The organism is Halomonas ventosae (assembly GCF_004361885.1).
Classification (GTDB): Bacteria; Pseudomonadota; Gammaproteobacteria; order Pseudomonadales; family Halomonadaceae; genus Halomonas; species Halomonas ventosae_C.
This window is the reverse complement of the sequence record NZ_SNWH01000006.1, coordinates 1-24,612: the sequence shown is the minus strand read 5'-3', so window position 1 is coordinate 24,612 and position 24,612 is coordinate 1. Positions and strand designations below refer to the sequence as shown.

At 66.5% G+C, this 24,612-nt stretch carries 20 protein-coding genes and 1 tRNA gene; 12 read left to right on the top strand and 9 right to left on the bottom strand.

From position 1 onward, the window contains the following. Nucleotides 1–167 precede the first annotated feature (167 nt). Entirely contained in the window at nt 168–380 is a 213-nt protein-coding gene (locus DFO68_RS06370; protein ID WP_133482845.1) for a zinc ribbon domain-containing protein, read from the top strand. A gap of 101 nt (nt 381–481) precedes the next feature. Here DFO68_RS06370 and purL read toward each other — a convergent pair whose 3' ends face one another. Continuing rightward, on the bottom strand, nt 482–4,474 hold the full coding sequence (purL, locus tag DFO68_RS06365; RefSeq protein WP_133482844.1) for a phosphoribosylformylglycinamidine synthase: 3,993 nt from the start codon (nt 4,472–4,474) through the stop codon (nt 482–484). A gap of 156 nt (nt 4,475–4,630) precedes the next feature. On the opposite strand from purL, the gene mltF reads away from it, so the two are divergent. After that, nucleotides 4,631–6,094, top strand: coding sequence for a membrane-bound lytic murein transglycosylase MltF (gene mltF, locus DFO68_RS06360; protein WP_133482843.1), 1,464 nt, complete (start codon nt 4,631–4,633; stop codon nt 6,092–6,094). Here the strand turns inward: mltF and tadA are convergent. Next, nucleotides 6,091–6,576, bottom strand: coding sequence for a tRNA adenosine(34) deaminase TadA (tadA, locus tag DFO68_RS06355; RefSeq protein ID WP_133482842.1), 486 nt, complete (start codon nt 6,574–6,576; stop codon nt 6,091–6,093). The genes mltF and tadA overlap by 4 nt on opposite strands. A gap of 92 nt (nt 6,577–6,668) precedes the next feature. On the opposite strand from tadA, the gene DFO68_RS06350 reads away from it, so the two are divergent. Both DFO68_RS06350 and DFO68_RS06345 read left to right on the top strand, forming a co-directional pair. Next, nucleotides 6,669–7,484 (top strand): acyl-CoA thioesterase, encoded by an 816-nt coding sequence (locus DFO68_RS06350; RefSeq protein ID WP_133482841.1) that lies wholly within the window; start codon nt 6,669–6,671, stop codon nt 7,482–7,484. 42 nt (nt 7,485–7,526) lie between these two features. After that, nucleotides 7,527–7,602 (top strand) — tRNA-Thr (locus tag DFO68_RS06345). 160 nt (nt 7,603–7,762) lie between these two features. Here DFO68_RS06345 and DFO68_RS15475 read toward each other — a convergent pair. Beyond that, nucleotides 7,763–7,933 (bottom strand): hypothetical protein, encoded by a 171-nt coding sequence (locus DFO68_RS15475; RefSeq protein ID WP_166637537.1) that lies wholly within the window; start codon nt 7,931–7,933, stop codon nt 7,763–7,765. Between the two features lie 86 nt (nt 7,934–8,019). Continuing rightward, nucleotides 8,020–8,583 (bottom strand): hypothetical protein, encoded by a 564-nt coding sequence (locus DFO68_RS06340; protein ID WP_133482840.1) that lies wholly within the window; start codon nt 8,581–8,583, stop codon nt 8,020–8,022. A 117-nt stretch (nt 8,584–8,700) separates the two neighbouring features. Here DFO68_RS06340 and DFO68_RS06335 point away from each other — a divergent pair, with 117 nt between their 5' ends. The 7 genes from DFO68_RS06335 (at nt 8,701) to DFO68_RS06305 (ending at nt 16,477) form a co-directional block, all read left to right on the top strand. Continuing rightward, the gene (locus DFO68_RS06335; protein WP_243726444.1) at nt 8,701–9,417 is read left to right on the top strand and encodes a GntR family transcriptional regulator; all 717 of its coding nucleotides are present in this window, start codon (nt 8,701–8,703) and stop codon (nt 9,415–9,417) included. 25 nt (nt 9,418–9,442) lie between these two features. Next, nucleotides 9,443–10,660, top strand: coding sequence for a CaiB/BaiF CoA transferase family protein (locus tag DFO68_RS06330; RefSeq protein ID WP_133482839.1), 1,218 nt, complete (start codon nt 9,443–9,445; stop codon nt 10,658–10,660). A gap of 10 nt (nt 10,661–10,670) precedes the next feature. After that, complete coding sequence (locus DFO68_RS06325) at nt 10,671–11,948, top strand: TRAP transporter large permease (RefSeq protein ID WP_133482838.1); 1,278 nt, start codon at nt 10,671–10,673, stop codon at nt 11,946–11,948. Nucleotides 11,949–12,032: 84 nt separating this feature from the next. Then, complete coding sequence (locus DFO68_RS06320; RefSeq protein ID WP_133482837.1) at nt 12,033–13,079, top strand: TRAP transporter substrate-binding protein; 1,047 nt, start codon at nt 12,033–12,035, stop codon at nt 13,077–13,079. A gap of 11 nt (nt 13,080–13,090) precedes the next feature. Next, on the top strand, nt 13,091–13,612 hold the full coding sequence (locus tag DFO68_RS06315; protein ID WP_133482836.1) for a TRAP transporter small permease subunit: 522 nt from the start codon (nt 13,091–13,093) through the stop codon (nt 13,610–13,612). Beyond that, nucleotides 13,605–15,545 carry an aconitate hydratase gene (locus DFO68_RS06310; RefSeq protein WP_133482835.1) on the top strand — a complete coding sequence of 647 codons (1,941 nt, stop codon included), beginning with the start codon at nt 13,605–13,607 and terminating at the stop codon, nt 15,543–15,545. Before DFO68_RS06315 ends, DFO68_RS06310 begins: the two co-directional genes overlap by 8 nt. Next, entirely contained in the window at nt 15,545–16,477 is a 933-nt protein-coding gene (locus DFO68_RS06305) for a hydroxymethylglutaryl-CoA lyase (protein ID WP_133482834.1), read from the top strand. The genes DFO68_RS06310 and DFO68_RS06305 overlap by 1 nt, the downstream gene beginning before the upstream one ends. A gap of 129 nt (nt 16,478–16,606) precedes the next feature. Here DFO68_RS06305 and DFO68_RS06300 read toward each other — a convergent pair whose 3' ends face one another. From DFO68_RS06300 to DFO68_RS06280, 5 genes are all read right to left on the bottom strand, one after another. Beyond that, nucleotides 16,607–17,029: a CBS domain-containing protein gene (locus DFO68_RS06300; protein WP_133482833.1), complete on the bottom strand. Its 423-nt coding sequence runs from the start codon at nt 17,027–17,029 to the stop codon at nt 16,607–16,609. Then, entirely contained in the window at nt 17,026–18,228 is a 1,203-nt protein-coding gene (locus tag DFO68_RS06295) for a cation:proton antiporter (RefSeq protein WP_166637536.1), read from the bottom strand. Before DFO68_RS06295 ends, DFO68_RS06300 begins: the two co-directional genes overlap by 4 nt. 211 nt (nt 18,229–18,439) lie before the next feature. Further along, on the bottom strand, nt 18,440–19,714 hold the full coding sequence (locus tag DFO68_RS06290; protein WP_133482831.1) for a Y-family DNA polymerase: 1,275 nt from the start codon (nt 19,712–19,714) through the stop codon (nt 18,440–18,442). Further along, nucleotides 19,711–20,169: a LexA family protein gene (locus DFO68_RS06285; RefSeq protein WP_133482830.1), complete on the bottom strand. Its 459-nt coding sequence runs from the start codon at nt 20,167–20,169 to the stop codon at nt 19,711–19,713. Before DFO68_RS06285 ends, DFO68_RS06290 begins: the two co-directional genes overlap by 4 nt. 153 nt (nt 20,170–20,322) lie before the next feature. Then, entirely contained in the window at nt 20,323–22,959 is a 2,637-nt protein-coding gene (locus tag DFO68_RS06280; RefSeq protein ID WP_133482829.1) for a bifunctional diguanylate cyclase/phosphodiesterase, read from the bottom strand. Nucleotides 22,960–23,189: 230 nt separating this feature from the next. Here DFO68_RS06280 and DFO68_RS06275 point away from each other — a divergent pair, with 230 nt between their 5' ends. Beyond that, the gene (locus DFO68_RS06275) at nt 23,190–24,470 is read left to right on the top strand and encodes an MgtC/SapB family protein (RefSeq protein WP_133482828.1); all 1,281 of its coding nucleotides are present in this window, start codon (nt 23,190–23,192) and stop codon (nt 24,468–24,470) included. Nucleotides 24,471–24,612: the final 142 nt, after the last annotated feature.

Sequence of the window (24,612 nt, the reverse complement as noted above, 5' to 3'; positions counted from 1 at the left end):
CGCAGACGCTCGGCGATCCCCCGCAATTTGCCACTGCCAAGGGCGGATTCGACGCCACAGCTCATGCGCAACCCTTGACTTGCATGCTGAGTGCCATGCTACCTAGTGAAGGATTACGCACGGCGAACAGCGTCCATCGCCTTGATCAAAATGAAGGAGAAACCTGCATGAAGATGAATACCAGTCCCGAGTGCCCCAATTGCGGTAGCCGGTCGAAGCGCCTCCCACCGGGACGAGAGGATCAGTATCACGTGTATTGCGACGAGTGCGGCCATGACTTCGGACGCTTCGATCACTTCCAGGCTCAGTTCCGCCATGTCATCGAGGATCTCGAGGCACATCTCAGGCAAGCGGACGCCACCGACGACAGCCGCTCCTGACCCCTGCCTGTCCCACCCAGCACGCTGACGCCCGGGACTGGTGCCCGGGCGTCAGCGTGTCGGCGGTGACAAGATAGAAGGACGAGGCAAGCCCCCTGGGGTCAGCCCAGCCAGACACGCGCGTTGCGGAACAGGCGCATCCAGGCGCCGTCGCGGGTCCACTCGGCGGGCCGCCAGGAATGGGTCACCGCGCGCACCACCCGCTCGGGGTGCGGCATCATGATGGTGACCCGGCCATCGGGGGTAGTCAGGCCAGTGATGCCCGACGGCGAGCCATTGGGGTTGGCCGGGTAGCGAGTGGTTACCTGGCCATGGTTGTCCAAAAAGCGCAGGGCGATCTGGCCGCTGCCCTGAATGCCGCGCAGATGGGCACTGTCGCGGAACTCGGCGCGCCCCTCGCCATGGGCCACGGCGATGGGCAGACGTGAGCCTTCCATGCCGGCCAACAGGACCGACGGGCTCTCCTCCACCTGGACCATGGAGACGCGAGCCTCGAACTGCTCGGACTCGTTGCGCACGAAGCGCGGCCAGGCCTCGGCCCCGGGGATCAGCTCCTTGAGCTGAGCGAGCATCTGGCAGCCGTTGCATACCCCCAGCGAGAAGCTCTCGTCGCGCGCGAAGAAGGCCGCGAACTGCTCCCGGGCACGGGAATTGAACAGCACCGACTTGGCCCAGCCGCCGCCGGCGCCCAGCACGTCACCGTAGGAGAAGCCGCCGCAGGCCACCAGGCCCTTGAACGCCTCCAGCGACACCCGCCCCTCGAGGATATCGCTCATATGCACGTCCACCGCCTCGAAGCCGGCCCGGTCGAAGGCCCAGGCCATCTCCAGCTGGCCGTTGACCCCCTGCTCGCGCAGCACCGCCACCGCCGGGCGTGCCGTGTTGACCTGGGGTGCCTGGACCTGAGATGCCTCAAGATAGGGCGCCGCGATATCCTCGTCGATATCGAAGCTGGGCTGGGCGGAGAGCCCAGGGTCGCGACCATCGAGCAGGCCGTCGAACTCGCTCTTGGCACACTCGGGATTGTCACGCAGGGCCTGCAGGCGGTAGCTGGTCTCGGCCCAGGTACGCTGGGCGAGTAGCCGAGTGGTCTCCAGCAGCGGCTCCTCGAAGAGGGTCACACGCACCTGGTCGTCGTAGCGCGGCCGGGCGATGACGCCGCAGGTCTCGATGCCGGCGGCGGCGAACTGGGCCAGCACCGCTTCGGTGTGCTGGCGGTTCACCTGTATCACCGCCCCGAGCTCCTCGGCGAACAGTGCATTGAAGGCATCGACGGGCTCGTCGATCAGCCAGTCGAGCTTGATCTCGAGGCCCGCATGGGCGGCGAAGGCCATCTCCAGCAGCGTCACCAGCAGGCCGCCGTCGCTGCGGTCATGGTAGGCCAGCAGCATGCCCTCGGCGTTGAGCCCTTGGATTACCGCGAAAAACGCCTTGAGGTCCTCGGGATCGTCCAGATCAGCACACTCGTCGCCCACCTGGCCGTAGACCTGGGCCAGCGCCGAGCCCCCCAGGCGATTGCGGCCGCCGCCCAGGTCGATTAGCAACAAGTCGGACTCATCCTGCTCCAGATTGATCTGCGGGGTCAGGGTGCGCATGGCGTCGCTGACCGGGGCAAAGCCGGTCACGCAGAGCGATAGCGGCGAGGTGACGCTCTTCTCCTCGAGCGGCTCGTCATCCGCGCCACTCGCCGCCTGCCAGGCAGTGCGCATGGACATCGAGTCCTTGCCCACCGGGATGGCGATGCCCAGTGCCGGGCAGAGCTCCATGCCCACGGCATGCACGGCGTCATATAGCGCCTGGTTCTCGCCCGGGTGGTCAGCGGCGCTCATCCAGTTGGCGGAGAGCTTGATGTCGCCGAGCTTGTCGATGGGCGCGGCGGCCAAGTTGGTGATGGCCTCGGCCACCGCCAGGCGGGCGCTGGCGGTCGGGTCGATCAGCGCCACCGGCGGACGCTCGCCCATGGCCATGGCCTCGCCGGCATGGGTGTCGAAGCTCGCCGTGGTCACGGCGACGTCGGCCACCGGCACCTGCCAGGGGCCGACCATCTGGTCGCGGGCCACCTGGCCGGTAATGGAGCGGTCGCCGATGGTGATCAGAAAGCTCTTGGAGGCCACGGCGGGCAGGCGCAGCACGCGGTCCATGGCCTCGCGCAGGTCGAGGTTGTCGAGCATCACCCCGGAGAGCGTCTTGGCCTGGCGCGTGAACTCGCGCTGCATCTTCGGCGGCTTACCGAACAGCACACTCATCGGCAGGTCGACCGGCTGGCTCTCAAAATGGCCATCGGTCACCGACAGGTGGTGGGCATCAATGGCCTCGCCCACCACCGCATAGGGGCAGCGCTCGCGCTCACACAGCGCCTCAAAGGTGGCGAGGTCCTCCGGCGCCACCGCCAGCACGTAGCGCTCCTGGGCCTCGTTGCACCAGATCTCCAGCGGGCTCATGCCCGGCTCGGCGTTGGGCACCGCACGCAGCTCGAACCGGCCACCGCGCTGGCCATCCTTGACCAGCTCCGGCAGGGCGTTGGAGAGGCCCCCGGCGCCGACGTCGTGAATGAAGCGTATCGGGTTCTCGCGACCCAGCGCCCAGCAGCGGTCGATCACCTCCTGGGCGCGGCGCTCCATCTCCGGGTTGCCGCGCTGCACCGAGGCGAAGTCCAGGTCGGCGCTGGAGGCCCCGGAGGCCATGGAGGAGGCCGCGCCGCCGCCCAGGCCGATCAGCATCGCCGGCCCCCCCATCACGATCAGCTTGCCGCCCACCGGGATCTCGCCCTTCTGGACATGAGCGTCACGAATATTGCCGTAACCACCGGCGAGCATGATCGGCTTGTGATAACCCCGGCGCTCGATGCCATCACGCCCCAGGACGTCTTGCTCGTAGGTGCGAAAGACCCCGGCAAGGTTCGGGCGACCGAACTCGTTGTTGAAGGCGGCCCCGCCGATGGGCCCCTCGAGCATGATCGCAAGCGCCGACTGAATGCGCTCGGGCTTGCCGTAATCGAAGGCCTCCCAGGGCTGCACGAAGTCGGGAATACGTAGGTTGGAGACGGTGAAGCCGGTCAGTCCTGCCTTGGGCTTGCCGCCGATGCCGGTGGCGCCCTCGTCGCGAATCTCGCCGCCAGCGCCGGTCGCCGCTCCGGGGTGCGGCGCGATGGCGGTCGGGTGATTGTGGGTTTCCACCTTCATCAGGAGCTGGATCGGCTCTTCCACGCTGTCATAGACAGCGCGCTCGCCCTCCTTGCCGGTAAGCGTGGCGGGGAAGAAGCGCGGGGCCTGGCTGCCGCGAATCACCGCGGCATTGTCGCAATAGGCCGAGAGAATGTCGTCAGGCGACTGGTCATGAGTGTGCTTGATCATCCCGAACAGCGAATGGCTTTGCGGTTCGCCATCGATCAGCCAATCGGCATTGAAGATCTTGTGGCGGCAGTGCTCGGAGTTGGCCTGGGCGAACATCATCAGCTCGACATCCGTGGGATTGCGGCCCAGATTGCGGAAGGCCTCGACCAGGTAGTCGATCTCATCCTCGGCCAGCGCCAGCCCCAGCTCGAGGTTGGCGGTGACCAGCGCCTCGCGGCCCCCCTCGAGCACATCGACACTGCCCAGCGGCGCCGGCGCGTGGTGGGCGAAGAGCTTGGCAGCGTCGGAGGCGTCGGCCAGCACGCTCTCGGTCATGCGATCGTGCAGGGCGGCCCGGAGCTGCTCGAAGGCGGTCTCGGAGAGGGCGCCCCTGAGCCTCACCCGGTAGGCGACGCCGCGCTCGATGCGCCGTACCCTGGTCAGCCCGCAGTTGCGAGCGATATCAGTGGCCTTGGAAGACCAGGGCGACTGGGTGCCGATGCGTGGCACCACCAGAAAGAGTTGCCCTTCGGCGCGTGTCCCGTGCGCTGGCGCGGCGTCTTCGGCCTGTCGCTCGGCGCCGTAGTCGAGCAGCTGCTCCAGCAGGCGCCGCTCGTCGTTGTCCAGGTCGCCGTCATGGTCGACGAAGTGGACATGGTCGGCATGCAGGGACTCGACCTCGGGAACGGATGCGCGCAGGGCGTCCAGTAGCTTGGCGTGGCGGAAAGCGGATAGGGCGGGCGCGCCTCGCAGTTCGAGCATATCCTGAAGCCTCTAAAGACAGGGAGAATTCGGGGCCGCGGCCGGCGGCAACGAGCCACATGATACGGGAAAGCGCAGGACAGGCGAAATCGGTGCAGGTGACAGCCGCCCACGGGCTGGTTAAGGTGAGCGGTCCGATTGCCGCCTATCGCTTCCATGCTCGCACTCCCGACTGACCCTACCCGGCGCCAGTGGCGCCTGGCCGCCCTGCTGTGCAGTGCTCTCCTGCTGGCGCTGTTGACCGGGCGTTCCGGTATCCCCGAGGGCCCGCACCTCAAAGAGATACAAGCGCGCGATTTCCTCAGCGTGCATACCCGCAACACCCCCACCACCTACTATGAAGGGCGCCAGGGACCTACCGGCTTCGAGTACGAGCTGATACGACGCTTCGCCGACCACTTGGGGGTCAGCCTGACCCTGGATGCCGATCATCGCATCCAGGGCGTGCTGGACGCCGTGCGCAAGGAAGGCGACCTAGGTGCCGCTGCCCTGCCCCTGGACCCGACGCTGGACGGCCTGATCTTCAGCCGACCGATCATGCTGCTGCAGCCGCTGCTGGTCTATCGCCGTGGCCTGCCGCCGCCGGAGACGATCGCTGAGCTGGAGGGGCTGGAGATCGGCACCCTGCGCGGCTCGGGCACCGACCAGGTGCTGCGCAAGCTGCAGGAAGAACATCCCGGGCTCACCTGGAAGGAATCCAGCCAGCTGGAAGTCGCCGAGCTGCTTGGCCAGGTGACCCGCGGCACTCTGGATGCGGCGGTGATCTTCGAGCACCAGTTCCGTCTCAACCGGCTATTCTTCCCCGAGGTCGAAGATGGCTTCCCACTCGGTACACCGCTCTCCCTGGCCTGGGCCTTCCCCGCTGGGCGAGGCCTGGGGCTGATTGATGCCGCCAACCGTTTTCTCGACAAGCTGCGCCGCGATGGCGAACTCGACGCCCTGGTGGCCCGCTACTTCGGCCACGACGACTATCTGGAATACGTCGGCGCCCGCACCTTCATCGCCCACGCTCGCAAGCGCCTGCTGCGCTACACCGAACTGTTTCGCGAGGCGGCCCGCAATACCGGCTTCGACTGGAAACTGCTGGCCGCCATTGGCTACCAGGAGTCCCACTGGGAGCCCCGTGCCACCTCCCCTACCGGCGTACGCGGGCTGATGATGCTGACCAACGCCACCGCCAGCGACGTCGGCGTCGACAACCGCCTCGACCCCGCCCAGAGCATCCATGGCGGGGCCCGCTACCTGCGCAGCATCGAAGAGCGCCTGCCGGAGTCGATCACCGGCGACGACCGCCTGTTCATGGCCATGGCCGCCTACAACGTCGGCCTTGGCCACCTGTATGACGCCCGCAAGATTGCCGAGCAGCGCGGCGACGACCCGGACCTATGGCGCGACGTGCGCAAGGCCCTGCCGCTGCTTCAGGAGCGCGAATGGCACAGCCAGACCCGCCATGGCTATGCCCGCGGCGGCGAGCCGGTGATCTATGTGCGCAACATCCGTCGCTACTACGAGATCCTGGCCTACCTGGACCGCAGCCAGGAGCAGTTTCACGAACTCAATGCCCGCCAGCCCGACGAAGACGAAAGCGCGCTCTTCGAGCAGATCCCGCCCATCCTCTAATCTCGGCCACCCGCGCCGTGGTCGAGGTCATCACGGCGCGCAGCGAAAAACTCGCGCAGCAGACGGGCGGCGCGGGCGGCCAGCACCCCGCCCTCCACCGAGACCCGGTGATGGAACCAGGGCTGGGCGAAGAGGTTGGCCTTCGACTCGGCCATGCCACTGCGCGGCTCGGCGGCGCCATACACCAACCTCGCCAAACGGGCATGGATGATCGCCCCGGCACACATCAGGCAGGGTTCCAGGGTCACGTAGAGGGTACAGCCGTCCAGCCGGTAGTTGCCGAGCCGCCGGCCGGCATCGCGCAGCGCGCGGATCTCGGCATGGGCACTGGGATCGTGCTCGCCGAGCGGGGCATTGAAACCGGCACCGACGAGCTCGCCCGTGGCATCGACCACCACCGCGCCTACCGGCACCTCGCCGGCGGAAAGCCCGAGTCTGGCCTGATCCAGCGCCCGGTGCATGTAGAACTCATCGCTGCGCACTGTCGTGAACTCCCGTAGACTGAATAGCATTCAGTCAGACGATCGTATGATATCGCTGGCCTCGCTGCACACCATCATCATGGAGGAAAACAATGAAGCCCGACGCCCTGAACGCGCTGGTGGAGCTGATCTGCCTGGAGCCCCTGGAAGAGCACCTGTTCCGCGGCCATAGCCAGGATCTTGGCCTGCCGCAACTCTTCGGTGGCCAGGTACTGGGCCAGTCGCTCTCGGCAGCCAGCCAGACCGTCGACCCGGCGCGCAAGAGCCACTCCCTGCACGGCTACTTCCTGCGCCCCGGGGACCCGCATCGCCCGGTGGTCTACCAGGTCGACGCCGTACGCGATGGAGGCAGCTTCACCACCCGCCGGGTCACCGCCATCCAGAAGGGGCGGCCGATCTTCTTCTGCAGCGCCTCCTTCCACGGTACGGAGCAGAGCATCGCCCACCAGCCCGCCATGCCCGAGGTCGCCCCACCCGAGACGCTGGCGGAGGGCGACGCTCGCCTAGTGCGCTTCCCCGGCCACCCCATCGAGTTCCTGCAGGTCGATGAGACGGTCGAGCTCGGCCGACCGGCTCGCAAGCGGTTCTGGTTCCGGCTGGTCGGCGAGTTACCCGATGACCAGGCACTGCATCGCAACCTGCTCGCCTACAGCTCCGACTTCAACCTGCTGATCACTGCCCTGATGCCCCACGGCATTGACTTTCGCGATCCGCGGCTGCAGCTTGCCAGCCTTGACCATGCGCTCTGGTTCCACGCTGACCTCAGGGTCGACGACTGGCTGCTCTACGACATGGACAGCCCCTGGGCCGGCGGGGCACGCGGCTTCGCCCGCGGCAGCATCTACGACCGCCAGGGCCGGCTGGTCGCCTCCAGCGCCCAGGAAGGGTTGACACGGCTGCGCCGCTGAACTCTGGCATTGGGCCGAACGCGACGCTACCATGCCCCCAGCGCCGCAATAGCTCAGCTGGTAGAGCAACGCATTCGTAATGCGTAGGTCAGCGGTTCGACTCCGCTTTGCGGCACCAAAAACACAGAAAGAACGGCTACTTGGCGATTCATGCCGGTGGCCTTTTTTCGTTACCCGCCTTCTAGGTTCCAAATAGGTTCCAGTCGTCAGGAAGTTGCCGGCGAGGTTTCAGCAAAAGGCCGGCAGGTGGGGCACGTCGCCCTGCTACCTGCCCGATATCAGGTGACCAGATTCACTATGCCACTACAATGATTCGAGCAGGTTTCGGGCAGCACATAGACGATGCCATTCGAGTGTTTGAAGGCTGAGCTTACCAGGGTTGTATAGAATGTTTTCGGCACATTGATGCAGCCATAGGAAATCCGCTTGTCCTGGGCATAGGGCGACACCAGCCGCTCCTCCCGACGCTCCTGCGAGTGCCCGCCACGACCGGATTGCGGAGAAACACCCCCACGGGCGTGGGGAAGACCGACTGCTACAGCACCTGGGTTCCCACCAGGAGCCGTCCAGTGCTGGTGCGCCCCTCCCACGCGTTGTTGCCGTAGAGGGTCACCCAGATCTCTTCGCGGGCCGAGCGATCCTGAGGGGTAAAGCGGGAGTGCAGCAGCCCTGCCTCGAGACCCAGCTCCACCGATCTCGTCGCCAGGACCCGGAAGCGCTCCTGGGCCTCAGCCACGGTATTCTCGATCCACAGGATCTGCTGCCCCGCTTCCGCCCTGGCCAGGGCCTCCTCGACTGCCGCTTTATCCCTATCCACCAGGGTCACGGCTACCGATTTCGTGGCAGGCGCCGGCAGCGTAATCTCGACAGCATCGCTGTCTGCCGGGCAGGCGGTGATCAGCGGGTAGTGCTCTTCGCCGGCCTCGATCCCCAGTATTTCCTGCCGCCGCTCCCGCGCCAGGGTTGCGGTCAGGATGATGACGGTGCAACCGGCCTTGCGCAGAAAATCGATCAGGGCATCCAGCAGCGTTCCAGTATAGGCGTCGTAGGTATGTACCTCTGCAAAACGCGGTAGAACAGACGCGAGAGGATACCGCACCACCGGTCAGCAAGTCCTATCCGACTCAAGTTGCATGCAATCTTAGACTAATGTCTAGTAACTTACCCCACTGATTGATACCTATAGTCAGAATTGCATACAACATGTGGGGTTATGATGAGCCGAATCGCCAGCCTTCCCATGCCGCCCGTCGCCCGCACCGCCACCGCCGAGGTTCACGACGTGATCAAGCAGCGGGTTCTCGATGGCCACTACCGGGCCCATGAATACATCCGCGAGGCCAGCATTGCCCGCGAGCTTGCGGTGAGCCGCACGCCGGTCCGCGAGGCCCTGCGCGAGCTGGTGTCGGAAGGCTGGCTCGAGGCGATCCCCCACCACGGGGCCCGCGTGGCCGCCTGGACTGACAAGGACGCCCGCGAGGTCTTCGAGCTGCGCCTGGTACTGGAGCCGATGGCGGTGCGCCTGGCCTGCGAACGCATCGAGGCGAGTGTCCTGGCTCGCCTTTACAAGCTCGCCTCGCGCATGGAGGTACTCACCGAGCACATCGAAACGGAACCCGATGGACGCAACGAAATCGCCTTCCTCAACCATGACTTTCATCGCGAGCTGATCCTGGCCAGCGACAACCAGCGACTGGCCAGCGTGCTGGAGAGCGTGGTGCGCACCTCGGTGATCCGTCGCAACTTCGGCAACTACGACCTGGCCAACTTGCGACGCAGCATGCGCCATCACCGCGAGATCATCGAAGCGATCACCGCGGGAAGTCCCGCATGGGCCGAAAACGTAATGCGCGCCCATCTGTTGGCGGCCCAGGCCCTGCATGTCCACCCTGCCGCCCCTGCCCAGGCCGGGGCCTTGACTGACAAAGACTGACCACCAGAGAGGCACCACAACAACAATGCAACAGCCAGGCACCCACCCCCCGACGCCCCTCGATGACATCAAGGTTCTCGAGCTCGGCCAGCTGATTGCCGGGCCCTACTGCGGCCAGGTGCTGGCCGACTTCGGTGCGCAGGTGATCAAGGTCGAGCCGCCCGGCAAAGGTGATGCCATGCGTCAATGGGGCGAGCCCGACCCCGACACCGGCGAACCGCTATGGTGGAACATCATCGGCCGCAACAAGCAGTCGTTGACGCTGGATCTGCGCCAACCGCGTGGGCAGGCGCTGCTGCGCGAGCTGGCCAGCCAGGCCGACGTGGTTATCGAGAACTTCCGCCCCGGCACCATGGAGCGCTGGGGGCTCGGCTACGATGAGCTCTCGCGGCACAACCCCGGCCTGGTGATGGTGCGCGTCACCGGCTTCGGCCAGGATGGCCCCTACGCCTCGCGCGCCGGCTTTGCCTCGGTGTGCGAGGCCATGGGTGGGCTTCGCTACCTCAGCGGCTACCCCGACCGCCCGCCGGTTCGCGTGGGCATCTCGCTGGGCGACACCCTGGCCGGCCTGCATGCTGCTCTGGGAACCATGATGGCGCTGCAGCAGCGCCACCGCACCGGCCGGGGCCAGGTGGTCGACAGCTCCATCTTCGAGTCGGTGCTGGCGATGATGGAGAACCTGATCCCCGAGTATGCCCGTGCCGGCAAAATACGTGAGCGCAGCGGCAGCTTCCTGCCGGGGATCGCCCCTTCGAATGCCTACCCGGCCCGCGACGGCCGCGACGTGATCATCGGCGCCAACCAGGACACGGTGTTCCGCCGCCTCTGCGAGGCGATGGGCCAGCCAGGCCTCGCCGATCACCCCAACTTCGCCACTCACCGCGCCCGCGGCGAGCATCAAGCCGCCATCGATGACCTGGTGGCCGCCTGGACGCGCGAGCACGACGCCCAGCAGGTGGTCGACATCCTGGCCGAGGCCGGCGTACCGGCGGGGCTCGTCTACCGCGTCCCGGACATGCTCGACGACCCACACTTCCAGGCTCGCGAGTCGATCATCGAGGTGCCCGACCATCACGGTCGTCCGCTGCCCATGCAGAACGTCTTTCCGCGGCTCTCCGACACGCCGGGACGCGTCCACGACGTGGGGCCGGCACTCGGTGAGCACACCGAGCAGGTCCTGACCGACTGGCTGGGTCTGGCGCCGGAGGCCCTCGACGCGCTGCGCGCTGATGGCGTGATCTGAAGGAGGCCGCATGGATCCTGTCATCGTCCTGATCGCGCTGGTCGCACTGATCGCCATCGGCTTCCCGATCTTCCTGGCCCTGGGCCTCTCCGGCCTGCTCGGGCTCTACATGGCCCGTGGCTCGCTGGCGTTCTTCTTCGCGCCTTCGTCACTGTTCGGCCAACTCAATGCCTTCGAGCTGATCGCCCTGCCGCTGTTCATCCTGATGGGCAACTTCCTGGGCGCCACCCCGGTGGGCTCGAGCCTGTTCACCGCCGCGGTGCGCTGGTTCAACTGGCTGCGCGGCAGCCTGGCAATCTCCTCGGTGGGGGCCTCGGCGATGTTCGGCGCCGTCTCCGGGGTGAGCCTCGCCGGCGTCGCCGCCGTGGGCTCCATCGCCGTGCCTCAGATGCTGGAGCGCGGCTACAGCCGCTCGCTGGCAGCAGGCTCGGTGGTCAGTGCCGGCGCGCTGGCGATGCTGATCCCGCCCAGCGTGCCCTTCATCATCTACGGCGCGGTCTCCAGCGTCTCAGTGGCGGATCTGTTCATCGGTGGCATCGTGCTGGCACTGGCGCTGTCGCTGTTCATCTACATCCGGGTGAGCCTGAACCCGGCGGAGGCCCCGGCCAGCGAGGAGCGCTTCACCTGGGGGCAGCGCTGGTCGAGCCTGGCCAACATCTGGCACGCCGCCCTGCTGGTGGTGGCGGTGCTCGGCTCCATCTACTCGGGCCTGGCGACCCCCAGCGAGGCGGCGGGCATCGGCGCCGCTGGCGCTTTCCTGATCGCCACCGTGATATTTCGCAGCCTCTCGTGGAAGAAGTTCCTGGAGATACTGGCCACCACCGCCCGCATCAGCGGCGCCATCCTGTTGATCATCGGCTGCGCCAAGATCTTCGGCGACTATCTGAACATGGTGCGCGTCCCGCAGTTGCTCACCGAGGCGCTCACCGCTACCGGTCTGCCCGGCTGGGCGATCCTGGTGGCGGTAATGCTGATGCTGATCCTGCTCGGCATGATCGTCGATGCCGTGTCGCTGATCGTGGTGACCACCCCGGTACTGCTGCCGCTGGTCACTGCCCTGGGCTATGACCCGCTGTGGTTCGGCATCGTCATGGTGCTCAACCTGGAGATCGCCGTGATCACCCCACCGGTAGGGCTCAATCTGTATGCCCTGCGCGGGGTCTGTCCTGAACTCTCGGTGGAGGAGATCATCAGCAGCGCCCTGCCCTTCGTCGCCGTGCAGTTCCTCGTGCTGATGCTATTCGTGCTTTTTCCCGGCATCAGTCTGTGGTTGCCGGGACTGATGTAGTCCCGACGTGTCGAAGCAAGTGAAGTGAAATGTTCCCGGGGTCGTCTTTGCATGATCCGCACAACAACAAGCAGGAGATACACCATGACGCTGTCCCGTCGCCAAGTCCTCAAGTACGGCACCTTCGCCACCGCCGGTGCCACCCTGTTCGGCAGCCAGAGCCTGCTGGCGCCATATAGTCACGCCGCCACCACGCTCACCGGCGTCACCTATCTGCCTAACTCCTACAAGGCGCTGACCTACGGTTCCAACCGCTTCGTGGAGATGCTCAAGGAGAACGGGGGTGATGCCCTCTCGTTGGATTTCTACGACTCCGGCCAGCTGCTGAAGGTGGATGAACAGCTGCCGGCGCTGCGCTCACGCAGCATCGACTTCATGTTCCATACCTTCTCCTATGTGACCCGCTCGATCCCGATCCTTGGGGTGACCGGCCTGCCCGGGGTAGCCGGCGAGCTCTACCGCCACCCAGAGCGCCTGCGCCTGGGTAGCCCGTTGATGGAGCTGATCAACGAGGTACTGGCCAAGGAGAACCTCTACTTGTTGACATCCGGCGGCGGCATCCTCGAGCCGGAGTACCTGTGGAGCACCGCGGCGAGCCCGATCCGCCGCCTCGAGGAAGTCCGCGGCAAGAAGGTGCGCATCGTCGGCTTCGAAGCCACCCAGGCCTTCGAATCCTACAACGTGGGCGCGACCCGCATTCCCTCCTCGGAGACCTACATGGCGCTGCAGCGCGGCACCGTGGACGCGGGCGTCTTCAATATCTCCACGATCATCGGCCGCAGCCTCCAGGAGCAGCTGACGTATTGCTACAAGCTGCCGGTAACCGCCTTCTCGGTGGCGCCCTTTATGCTGCGCGACACCTGGGACAACCTCGACGACGACGTCCGAGCCGTGCTGCAGCAGGCCGCCGAGTGGTACGACGCCAACTTCGTCGAGCACTGCAACAATGACATCTACCCCAACGAGTACTGGCCCCAGGTCAAGGCGGCCGGGGTGGAGATCATCGAGCCCACCGAGGAGGAGATCGCGACCTTCAATGCCGGTGTCCAGGACGTCTGGGATCACTGGAAGGGCGAGGTCGGTGAAGAGGTCGGCCGTCGCGCCATCGCGCTGGCCCTGGGCGAGGCCTGAAGGAGAGCGCCATGACCATGACGGCCCTACGTGGCTGGGACGGCCTGCTGGCCGTCCTGCGCTGGACGTCGATGGCGGTGTTGATGTTCATGATGGTGTCGATCTGCTACGACGCCATCATGCGCTACGCCTTCGCGGCCCCGACCAGCTGGAGCCTGGAGATCAACTCCTTCCTGCTGGTCTACCTGGCAGTGATCGGCGCCGCGGAGGCCCAGCGCCACGATGCCCACATCCGCATCACCTTCTTCAAGGATAAGTTGTCACCACGCGTTAGGGCAGCGATCGACCTGGCCACCGGCCTGCTGGGTGTTGTCTTCTGCACCATCCTGGTGTGGCGCGGGGCCATCATGGCCCTGCAGGCGCTGGAGTACGGCGAACGGGTCTCCAGTTCGCTGGGCACCCCCATGGCCTACCCCTATGCGCTGCTGCCGATCGGCTTCGCCGCCCTGGGGCTGCAGTTCCTGATCGATGCCCTGGCCAGTGTGCCAAGGCTGGTGCGAGACCACCACGAGGAGGACGCCATCCATGGCTGACACCCTGAGCCAAAAGCTGATTCGTGAACACCTGATAGGCGGCGAGATGGTCCCCGGCCAGGAGATCGCCCTGCGCATGGACCAGGCACTGCTGCAGGACATCCTCGGCACCCTGGTGATGCTCGAGCTCGACGCCATGGGCCTGGAGCGGGTACAGACCGCGACAAGCGTGCAGTACATCGACCACACCCTGCTCCAGCAGGACAACATCAACGCCGACGCCCACCTCTTCCTGAAGAGCGCCTGCGAGCGCCTTGGCGTCTGGTACAGCGGCCCGGGCAACGGCATCAGCCATCCGGTGCATATGGAGCGCTTCGGCGTGCCGGGCCAGAGCCTGGTGGGCTGCGATAGCCATACCCCCGCGGCAGGCGCGCTGGGCATGCTGGCCGTCGGTGCCGGCGGCATCGAGGTCGCCATGGCCATGGCCGGCGAGCCGCTCTACCTGCCGATGCCCGAGATCATCGGCGTGCGCCTGGAAGGCGAGCTGCCCGACTGGGTGAGCGCCAAGGACGTGATCCTCGAGTTGCTGCGCCGCCACGGCGTGGCCGGCGCCAAGAACTGCATCCTCGAGTACCACGGCCCTGGACTGGCCTCGCTCGATGCCATGGACCGCCATGTGCTGGCCAACATGGGCACCGAGATGGGGGCGACCTCCAGCGTCTTCCCCAGCGACGAGGTGACCCGCGACTTCCTGCGCTCGCGCGGCCGCGAGGCCGATTGGGTGGCGCTGGCCGCCGAGCCGGGCTGTCGCTTTGATCGCGAGGAGGTGGTCGACCTGTCGCGGCTCGAGCCACTGATCGCCCTGCCCTCGAGCCCCGACAAGGTGGTGCCGGTGACCGAGGTGGTCGGCGAACCGCTCTACCAGGCCTACATCGGCTCCTCGGGCAACCCCGGCTACCGCGATATCGCCGTGGTGGCCGAGATCGTCAAGGGCCGCAACGTGGCCGGCAACGTGTCGCTGGATATCAACCCCTCGACCCGCCGGATCCTCACCGCGCTGATCGACGAGGGACACCTGGGAACGCTGATCGCCGCCGGGGCGCGCCTCCATCAGCCCGGCTGTAACGGTTGTATCGGCATGGGCCAGGCACCGGCCGCCGGACGCAACAGCCTGCGCACCGTGCCGCGCAACTTCCCCGGGCGCTCCGGGACTCGCGAGGACAGCGTCTTCCTGTGCAGCCCCGAGACGGCCGCCGCCTCGGCGCTGTACGGGGTGATCAGCGACCCGCGAGATCTCGATATGCCCTGCCCACGGCCCCGCGAGCCCGCCGAGATGCGCGTCAATGACGACTGGTTCGAGCCACCGCTCCCCGCCGACAAGGCGCGCCGGGTCGAACTGCTGGCCACCGACAACACCCCGCCGCTGCCGCTGATCGCGCCGCTGCCGGAGACCCTGGAGATCCCGGTGCTGCTCACCGTGGGCGACAACATCTCCACCGACGACATCATGCCCGCCGGGGCCCATGTACTGCCGTTGTGGAGCAATGTCCATGCTTCGGCGGAGCATGTCTTCGAGGCCATTGATCCCGACTATGTCAGCCGGGCCCGTGCGCAGGGCGACGCCGGCCACGCCATCGTCGGCGGCGCCAACTACGGCCAGGGCTCGAGTCGCGAGAATGCCGCCCTGGTGCCGCGCCTGTTGGGCTTGCAGCTGGTGATCGCCGAGAGCATCGCCCGCATCCACTGGCAGAACCTGCCCTGCTTCGGCGTGCTACCGCTGACCTTCGTCGACCCCAGCGATCGGGCACGCCTGCACCAGGGGCAGAGGTTGCGTATTGATGAGTGGCGAGACCAGCTCGCGGCGGGCTGCGAGGTCGTGGCCACCCTCGACGGTGGCGAGGCGCTGACCCTGACCCATGAACTCAGCCCCCGCCAGCGCGAGATCCTCTCCGCCGGGGGCGTCATCAACTGGCTGAGCCACAAGGAGGTTTGATGAACCTGCTCTCTCCCCCCGCGCAGGTGGACATCGTCGAGGTCGCCCCTCGCGACGGCTTCCAGTCGATCCGCGAGCCGCTACCCACCGAGGACAAGATCCGCTGCATTCAACTGCTGATCGATGCCGGCGTCACGCGCATGGAGATTGGCTCCTTCGTCAGCCCCCGGGCCATCCCGCAGATGGCCGATACCGGGGAACTGGTCGCCGCCTTCGCCGACCGCAGCGCGATGCGCTTCTCGGCGCTGGTGCCCAATCTCAGGGGCGCCGAGCTGGCACTGGCCAGCGGCATCCGCGAACTGGTCTTCGTGGTCTCGGTCTCCGAATCTCACAACCAGGGCAATGTGCGGCGCAGCGTGGCCCAGTCGCTCGAGGAACTCGCTCGCCTCGTCGCGCTGATCGAGCAGGAGGACAATGCCTGCCTGCGCCTCGACCTGGGCACCAGCTTCGACTGCCCCTACGAGGGCACCATCGCCTGGCATCAGGTCGATGATGTGCTCTCCCGGGCCCGTGACCTGTGCGGCGAGCTCCACCTGGAGGTCGCGCTGTGCGATACCACCGGGCGCGCCACGCCCTATCAGGTGGCCGAGCATTTCCGCCAGCTGGTCGCGCGCCACCAGGGGCCGCGGCTGAGCTGGGCCTTCCATGGCCACGACACCTACGGCATGGGGGTGGCCAATGCGCTATTCGCCATCCACCACGGCGCCACCACGGTGGACGCCGCCTGCGCCGGGCTGGGCGGCTGCCCCTTCGCCCCTGGCGCCACCGGCAACACCGCCACGGAGGACCTCGTCTATGCCTTCAACGGGGGGCAGGTCTACAGCGGCATCAACCTGCCACGGCTGCTGGCGGCGGCCGATGCCATCGCCGCCCTGCCCGGGGGACAGACCGCCAGCCACCTGCGGCAGGTGCCCAGGGACCGGGTGACCTGAGCCGCCGTGCCGGTCGTCCCGCTCGACCCCTGGTGCCGGCTCCGGCTAGCGAGTCACAACTTGCCAGCGGTGAAGCCACCATCAACCAGCAGGTGACGCTCGCCGTGGGCGTGGCGCCTGCGCAGCCCGTCACTCCGCCAGTGAGACCTCGACCAGATCCCGCAGGCGGATCACGCCCAGCAACCGCTGGTCGTCGTCGACCACGGGGATATCCTCGACCCGACGCTCCATGTGCCGGTGAAGCACCTGGTGAATACTGTCCTCGCGGTGGGCAGCGACGAAGCGCCGGTCCATGAACTCATGCACCGGTCCTCGGGCCACCCGGTCAAGCATCTGGCGTCGGCTCTGAGTGGGCCGGTGGGATGCAAGAAGCACCCCGGCCAGCCGTCGGAACCCGAGGTGCCCGATCACGCGCTGCTCGTCGTCAGTCACGTAGACGTCCCGGCATTCCGGGGAAGCCAGCATGGCCCGTGCGGCCTCTTCCAGCGAGGCATCGCGCGCGATGGTCACCCCGCGCACCGGATAGCGTTCCAGCCAATCGGAAATTCTCATTCGGCCTCTCCTCCTGCCTGCTCGACGCCCAGTTCACCCGCCCGACGCAAGCCGTAACGTACGGAGATCGCGCCGACGGCCTCGGTGAACAGTGTCGTCGTTGCAATCAGCGTGACGATCACCTCCCCGGCCTGTTCGAATCCGGGCTGGTGCAGCAAGAGTAGCGCCAGGCCGATAGCCACACCCCCCTGGGGAAACAGACCGAACCCCACGTTCGACCAGACCGAGCGAGGCGCGCCCGCCAACCTCGCCCCGCTACCGCCACCGATGAAAAGGCCGACGGCACGGGCGAAAAAGTAGACCAGCATCAACGGCCAGTACGCGGCAATCGCCTCAGGATTGAAATGCAGCCCGGCAAAGGTGAAGAACAGCACGAAAACCGTCTCTTCGAGATCCTCCACCGGCTGAAACAGCCGTTCGGCCTGCGGCCCGCAGAACCAGCGCACGGTGAAACCCATGACCATCGCCGCCAACAGAGCCGAGAACCCTGCCCGTTCAGCCATCCCGACCATGAGCAGAATCGCGCCGAGCAGCAACGGGAGCAACAGGCTCTGCTCGTGGCTCAGCCGGGACAGGCGTTCGACCAGATAACCGCCGGCGCCTCCCACCAGCAGCGCCACACCGATCTCCCAGATCACCGTTCCCAAGGCGCTTTCCAGCGTTCCACTACCGACCACGGCCATCACCAGGGCGAAAATGAAAATGCCTAGCGCGTCGTCAATCGCGACCATACCCAACAGGGTGGTGGTCAGAAGGCCACTGGCGCGATACTGATGAACGACGGCGACGATGGCTGCCGGTGCCGTCGCCGGCGCCACGGCCGCCAGCACCAGCGCGAACGACCACAGCGGAATGTCCGCCACCGTGATGCCGAGCAGCAGGACAGCTGCCAGAACAGCCAGAAAAGCACCGGACACCTCTCCCAGCGTAGCCCCGACGATACTACAGCCCAGGCGACGTAGCTGAGCGAAGCTGATCGCCCCGCCGATCACGTAGGCGATGACACCGAGCGCCGCTGAAACCAGCGGCTGGGTCCACTCGGTGTCGGTGATGCCCAGCCAGCCGCCGAGCAGGTTCGGGGCGAACAGCATGCCCAGCAGGATGTAACCGACCACCCGGGGGACCCTCAGGTAACGGCTGCCCAGCGTGCCAACCAGCAGGCCGGCCGTCAGCAGAATGCCAGTAAACAGAATTTCCACGTAGCTTCCCTGTGATTTGCGAGCTATCCATCCGGGCATTCGCGAAGGAAACCCCAGAAGGGAGCGTCCATCTTACGGGAGCACCAGCATCTCAGGCGAGTGCGCATCATCCTCATCCGACGCTGCGTTTCTCGCCCAGCGCCGGTGCGAGCCCGTGTAGCCAATCACCCCGCCGCGGGAATTACGCATCCTCCAGGCTTCGGGTACGTTCTCAGCGTATCTTGACCCGCATCAACTCGTCCCAGCGGGTGGTGTAGCGCGACGTGCGTCGCTCGCAGCGCAGTGCCCAGGCACTGCCCTGGCGTGGCAGGCCGAAGCGCACGGTATCGCGGCCCATCTCGCGGTTGAGCCGGTCGACCGTCGCCATCAGCCGCTGGCTGCGCCCGCGCGCCGCCTCGCTGCATGGCGCCAGCAACGAGAGCTGGCGGCGATCGGCCTCCACCAGGTCGAGCAGCATCACCCCACACTTCTGGTAGCGCACGCCCGCAAGGAAGATCGCCGCGAGCCCCCGGGCGGCGGCCGCAAGCAGCTCGCGGCTGTCGTCGCTGGGGGCCGGCAACGGCACCACCACGCTGTTACGGTACTGGCGCTCGCCGGCCAGGTGCGGGTTGCTGCGCACGAAGACCATCAGTGCCCGGGCCTGACTGCCCTGGTCGCGCAGCTTCTCGGCGGCCCGGGCGGCGTGCTGGCGCACGGCCTCCTGCAAGTCCGGGAAGGCGCCGGTCAGGCGCCCGAAGGAGCGCGAGACCATGATGCGCTGGCGCGGCTCATGGAGGTCATCGAGCCGGATCGCCGGACGGCCGCGCAACTCCCAGACGATGCGCTCCAGCACCACCGAGAAATGGCGACGGACCTGCTTGGGATCGGCCTGGCGCAGCTGCCAGGCGGTGTGAATCTCCATCAGCGCCAGCCGCTCGGCGCTGCGACGCGCCACGCCCCACAACTCGCTCACCGGCAGCCGTTCGAGCCGCGCGCGGGTGGCGGGCGCATCGGCCTCGAGCAGGCAGACGCCCTGGTAGGCCGCCTGCTTCTTGGCCAGGTGGTTGGCCACCTTGGCCAGCACCCGGGTCGGCGCCAGCCCCACGCAGACCGGGATGCCGGTGTCGCGGCGCACCGTCTCGCGCAGCCGCTGGGCATGCGCCTCCCGGCCATCGACCGCGAAGCCCGAGAAGCCCACGAAGCTCTCGTCGATGGAGTAGACCTCCACGTCCGGCGAGAACGCCTCGAGGATTAAGTTGACCCGGCGGCTCATGTCGCCATAGAGCGCATAGTTGCTGGAGAGCAGCACCGCCTGCCGGCGGATGGCCGGCGGCAGCAGGTGCATCGGTGCGCCCATCGCCACCCCCAGCGCCTTGAGCTCGTTGGAGCGCGCCACCACGCAGCCATCGTTGTTGGAGAGCACACCCACCGGCCGTCCCTCCAGGCGCGGATCGAAGACCCGCTCGCAGCTGACATAGAAGTTGTTGCAGTCGACCAGGGCGATCACGGTTCGCCCCCCGGCAGGGCATGAAGCACATGGGTGACCACGCCCCACACCTCGCATTCGCGGCCCGCCAGGGGGATCGGCGCGAAGCGCGGGTTGCTGGCCATCAGGAAGGTCTGCCCGCCGCGGCGCGCCAGGCGCTTCACGGTGGGCTCGCCATCCACGGCGATCACCACCACCCGCCCAGGTAGCGGCTCCAGGCTGCGGTCCACCACCAGCAGGTCGCCGTCGTGGATGCCGTCGCCGAGCATGGAATCGCCCTCGGCGCGCACGAAGTAGGTAGCGGCCGGGCGACGCACTACATGGGCGTGCAGGTCGATCTCCACGTCCAGGTGGTCATCGGCCGGGCTCGGGAAACCCGCCCGCACCCGGCAGCCCATCAACGGCTGGGTCATCTCGCCGGGGAATGGCACGGCACGGCCGATCACCCGGGCGGTGGTGGACAGCGGTGACAGCATGGGCCTCTCCCTTCAATACTGTATATATAAACAGTATTCGACACTTCCCCCTGCCTGGCAAGTCCTGCCGGCACGCCACAGCCGTGCTAGCGTAAGCGACAATCACCAAGAACCCTCGCAAAGCCCCCTCACCACGACGCCTGAACCCTCGTTTCAGGCATCGAACGCCAGCGCCTCCAGCGGCACCGGGCGGCTGAAGAGATATCCCTGAAAGGCGTGGCAGCCGTGCGCCATCAGCCAAGCCCGCTGGGCCTCGGTCTCCACCCCCTCGGCGATCACCTGCAGGTGCAGGCTCTTGGCGAGCGTAATGGTCGTGGCAACGATAGCCGCACTCGCCTTGTCCTCCAGCAGATCATGCACGAAGGACTGGTCGATCTTGAGCTGGTCCAGCGGCAAACGCTTGAGGTAGGAGAGCGAGGAGTAGCCGGTGCCGAAATCATCCAGCGCGAAGCTCACACCGTGCGCCTTGAGCAATAGCATGGTCTCGCGAGCCTCGTCGCGGTCGTGGACGAACAGGCTCTCGGTTACCTCGAGCTTGAGGCGCTCAGCCAGCGCCCCGGTGCGCGTCAGGATGGTCAGCAGCCGATCGGCAAACCCGGCTTCGCGGAACTGCTCGGGGCTCACGTTGACCGAGATCGTCAGCTCGGCGGTGATCGGGTCGTTGGCCCAGGCCACCAGCTGTCGACAGGCTGTTTCCAGCACCCAGGCACCGATGGGCACGATCAGCCGGTTCTCCTCGGCCAACGGGATGAACTCGCCAGGGGAAACCAGGCCCCGCGCCGGGTGCTGCCAGCGCAGTAGCGCCTCGACGCCGGTCATCCTGCCGTCATCGCCCACCTGGGGCTGGTAGTGGAGCAGGAGCTCATCGCGAGGCAATGCCTGGCGCAGGTCCGCCTCGAGCTGGGCTCGCCAATGTAGCTGGGTCTGCATGGCCGGGTCGAAGAAGCGCAGGGTGTCACCCCCTGCCCGCTTGGCCTGGAAGAGGGCCATATCGGCCTGCTGGAGAATCTCATCGAAGGGCGTGGCGTGATCGCGGTAGAGCGTGATGCCGATGCTGCCGGTCATCGTCACCGAGCTCCCCGCCAGGCCGTCGATCGGCGCCTGGAGCACCCCGAGCAGCTTGCGGGCGATATGCTCGGCAACGACTGCCACCTGCGGTGCATCACGCCCCAGCTCGTGCAGCAGCACGGCGAATTCATCACCGCCCAGCCGTGCCAGGGTATCGGTGGCGCGCAGTACCCCATCCAGCCGACTCGCGATCTCCAGCAGCAGCTTGTCGCCTGCATGGTGCCCCAGGGTATCGTTGACCTGTTTGAAGTTGTCCAGGTCGAGAGCTAGCAGCGCGCCGAACTGGACGCTGCGATCGCTGTCCTTGAGCGCGCCCTCCAGACGGTCCAGCATCAGCCGGCGATTGGGCAACCCGGTCAGGGGATCGTAGAAGGCGAGCTGGTGGATCTCCGCTTCGGCAGCCTTGCGCTGAGTGATATCACTGAAGGTGGCCACATAGTGGGTCAGCTCGCCCGCCTCGTTATGCACCGCGCTGATGGTCTGCCACTCGGGAAATACTTCGCCGTTCTTGCGGCGGTTCCATATCTCACCCTGCCAGCTGCCCTTTTCCCGCACGCTCTCCCAGAGGTGGCGATAGAAGGTCTCGTCGTGGTGTCCAGAACTGAGCAGGCGGGGATTGCGTCCCAGCACCTCGGCCTCGGTATAGCCGGTGATGCGAGTGAAGGTTCCGTTGACCTTGAGGATCCTGGCCTGGGCATCGGTGATCAGCATGCCAACATGGGTCTCAAAGACGGTGGCAGCGATCCGCAACTCGTCCTCCAGCCGCAAGCGACCAAGGTAATGACGCAGCAGCCATCCGCCCAGCACCGCTATCACCAGGAAGACGCCACCGAGCAGCCAGAACCGCTGCCACCAGCCGGCGAGCAGCACCTCGAGCTTTTCGCCGACCACCACCAGCAGCGGCAGTCCTTCGACCCGCTGCATGGCGTAGAGGCGCTCGCTGCCGTCCAGCGGCGAGGCGGTGCGCAGGGTCGTCGACGCCTCGCCGCTGTCGAGGAAGGCGCGGGTCAGCGGCTCGCTGACCGGGGTGCCCAGCACGCCCATGGCGCCCCTCTCGTCGAAGGCCGGCCGCCGGGTAATCAGCCGCATCTGGGTATCGAGAAGGGCGATGCTCTCGCCACGGGTCATGTCCAGTCGCTCGAGGACCTCGCCGAAAACGTCGGGATTGAGCCTGAGCACGGCCAGGCCCCGGAACTCGCCCTCCGGCCCGACCAGACGCCGAGCATGCACCAAATGGAACGCCTGGCTAACGGCCGACCAGTAGAGCGGGGACACCCACTCCTGGCGCTCGGCATCCTGCTCGAAGGCCTGGAAATGGGGCAGGTCGGTGATATCGAAACCCTGTGGAAATGCCGGGTTGTCAGAGGCTCGCAGCCTCCCGCCGGCACTGACGATACTGATGTCATCAATCAAGGCATAGCGATGGCTATACTGGCGATGACTATGTTGATAAAGAAGCGCCTCGAGGGCCGCATCATTTTCGCGGCGTGCCAGCAATGCCTGGCCGAGAGGCGACTGAAACACCTGCACCAGGCTGGAGAGCGTGTGCTCGCTGACCTCGAAGGTACCGGTTACCCATTCGGTCACCAGGTCGGCCCGCGCGCTGGCGCGCTCCCGACCCATCTCAAGCTCATAACAGTACTGATCCAGCAGGATGCCGGCGAACAGCAGCACTATCGCCAGCAGGGCGAGCAGGTAGAGGGCGATGGCACGACGCCACATGCGCCGATATCGGTTCTCGGATGACCCCTCGTCGGCGGGGGCGACGCATCCTTCATGTCACAGATAATCCTTGCGTTAAATCAAGAGGACCAGTATATCGGCTCGCCGACAGGAATGCGCCCGCCGTATTGGCGACACGCTTCCCCATACGTGTCCATTGAAGCAAACGTCGGCGCGGGCCACCATGAGAGCATTTACCAACCACCGCATGATGCCAGGAAGGCCTGCCCATGGACGACGTCGCCAGTCAGTTCCTCACTGCCAATGAATCCGCCATCCGCCTGGGCGTGGCCTTGCTGCTGGGGGCGCTGATCGGCATCGAGCGCGGCTGGGTCGCCCGTGAGCAGCAGGCCGGCGAGCGCATCGCCGGGGTCCGCACCCATTCGCTGGTCGGGCTGCTCGGCGGCATCGCCGCGCTGCTCTCGGAGGCCGTCAGCGACTGGGCCTTCCCGCTGGTGTTCGTGACGGTGGCCGGCATCAGCCTCGTCGCCTGGCGGGCCAAGTTTGCCGATCAGCATGACTACAGCATCACCGGCCTGGTGGGCCTGCTGCTGACCTTCTGCTTCGGCGCGGTGGCGGTGGCGATCGACCTGACCCTGGCCGCCGCCGGGGCAGTGGTCACTGCAGTGATCCTCGACAACAAACGCGAGATCCACGGCCTGCTGAACAAGCTGCAGGCCCACGAGCTCGATGCCGGCCTCAAGCTGCTGCTGATCACCGTGGTGATGCTGCCACTGCTCCCCGACCGCGGCATGGGCCCCGGCGAGGTGCTCAACCCCTACGAGATCTGGTGGATGGTGGTGCTGATCGCCTCGATCAGTTTCGTCGGCTACTTCGCCGTGCGCCTGGGCGGCGCCGAGAAGGGCATCCTCTTCACCGGGCTATTCGCCGGGCTCTCCTCTTCTACGGCGCTGACCCTGCATTTCGCGCGAATGTCGCGTCACAGCCGAGAGGTCGAAGCGATGCTGGCCGCTGGCATCCTGCTCGCCTGCGGCACCATGTTCCCGCGCATCCTGCTTTATGCCGCGGTGATCAACCCGAGCCTGCTGCCGGCGCTGCTGCTGCCGGTCACGGTGATGGGAATGCTGCTCTATCTGCCGGCGCTGTACCTCTGGCGCCATCACCGCCAGGCCCTGAGAGTCGACAGCCCGACCCCGATCCAGAACCCTCTGGAACTGCGCACGGCGCTGCTGTTCGGTGGCCTGCTGGCGGTGATCATGCTGCTCGGCGAATGGCTGCGCGGCGCCCTGGGCGAGGCCGGCATCTACCTGCTGGCGGCCTCCTCGGGGGTGGCCGACGTCGACGCCATCACGCTGTCACTGTCCCGCATGTCGCTGGAGCGCATCTCCCCCTCCACCGCGGTGCTGGGCATCGTCATCGCCGCCGCGGTCAACAACGTCTTCAAGTCGGGGCTGGCCATCGCCCTGGGTAGTCGCTCGCTCGGCACGCACGTCGCCTTGCCGATGGTTGCCTCGATGGTGGCGGGTCTGGCGCTGGCCTGGTGGATGTAAGTCAACATTCAGCCCCGACACAGGCGGGCAGCAACAGGGAGCAAAGGCTGAGGGATCCCCACGAAATAGATAAGAAAATCAGGATGATATGATTGAAAAGACCTGCATGGGTCGGCATGTTGTTAATTGCGAAACAAACAAT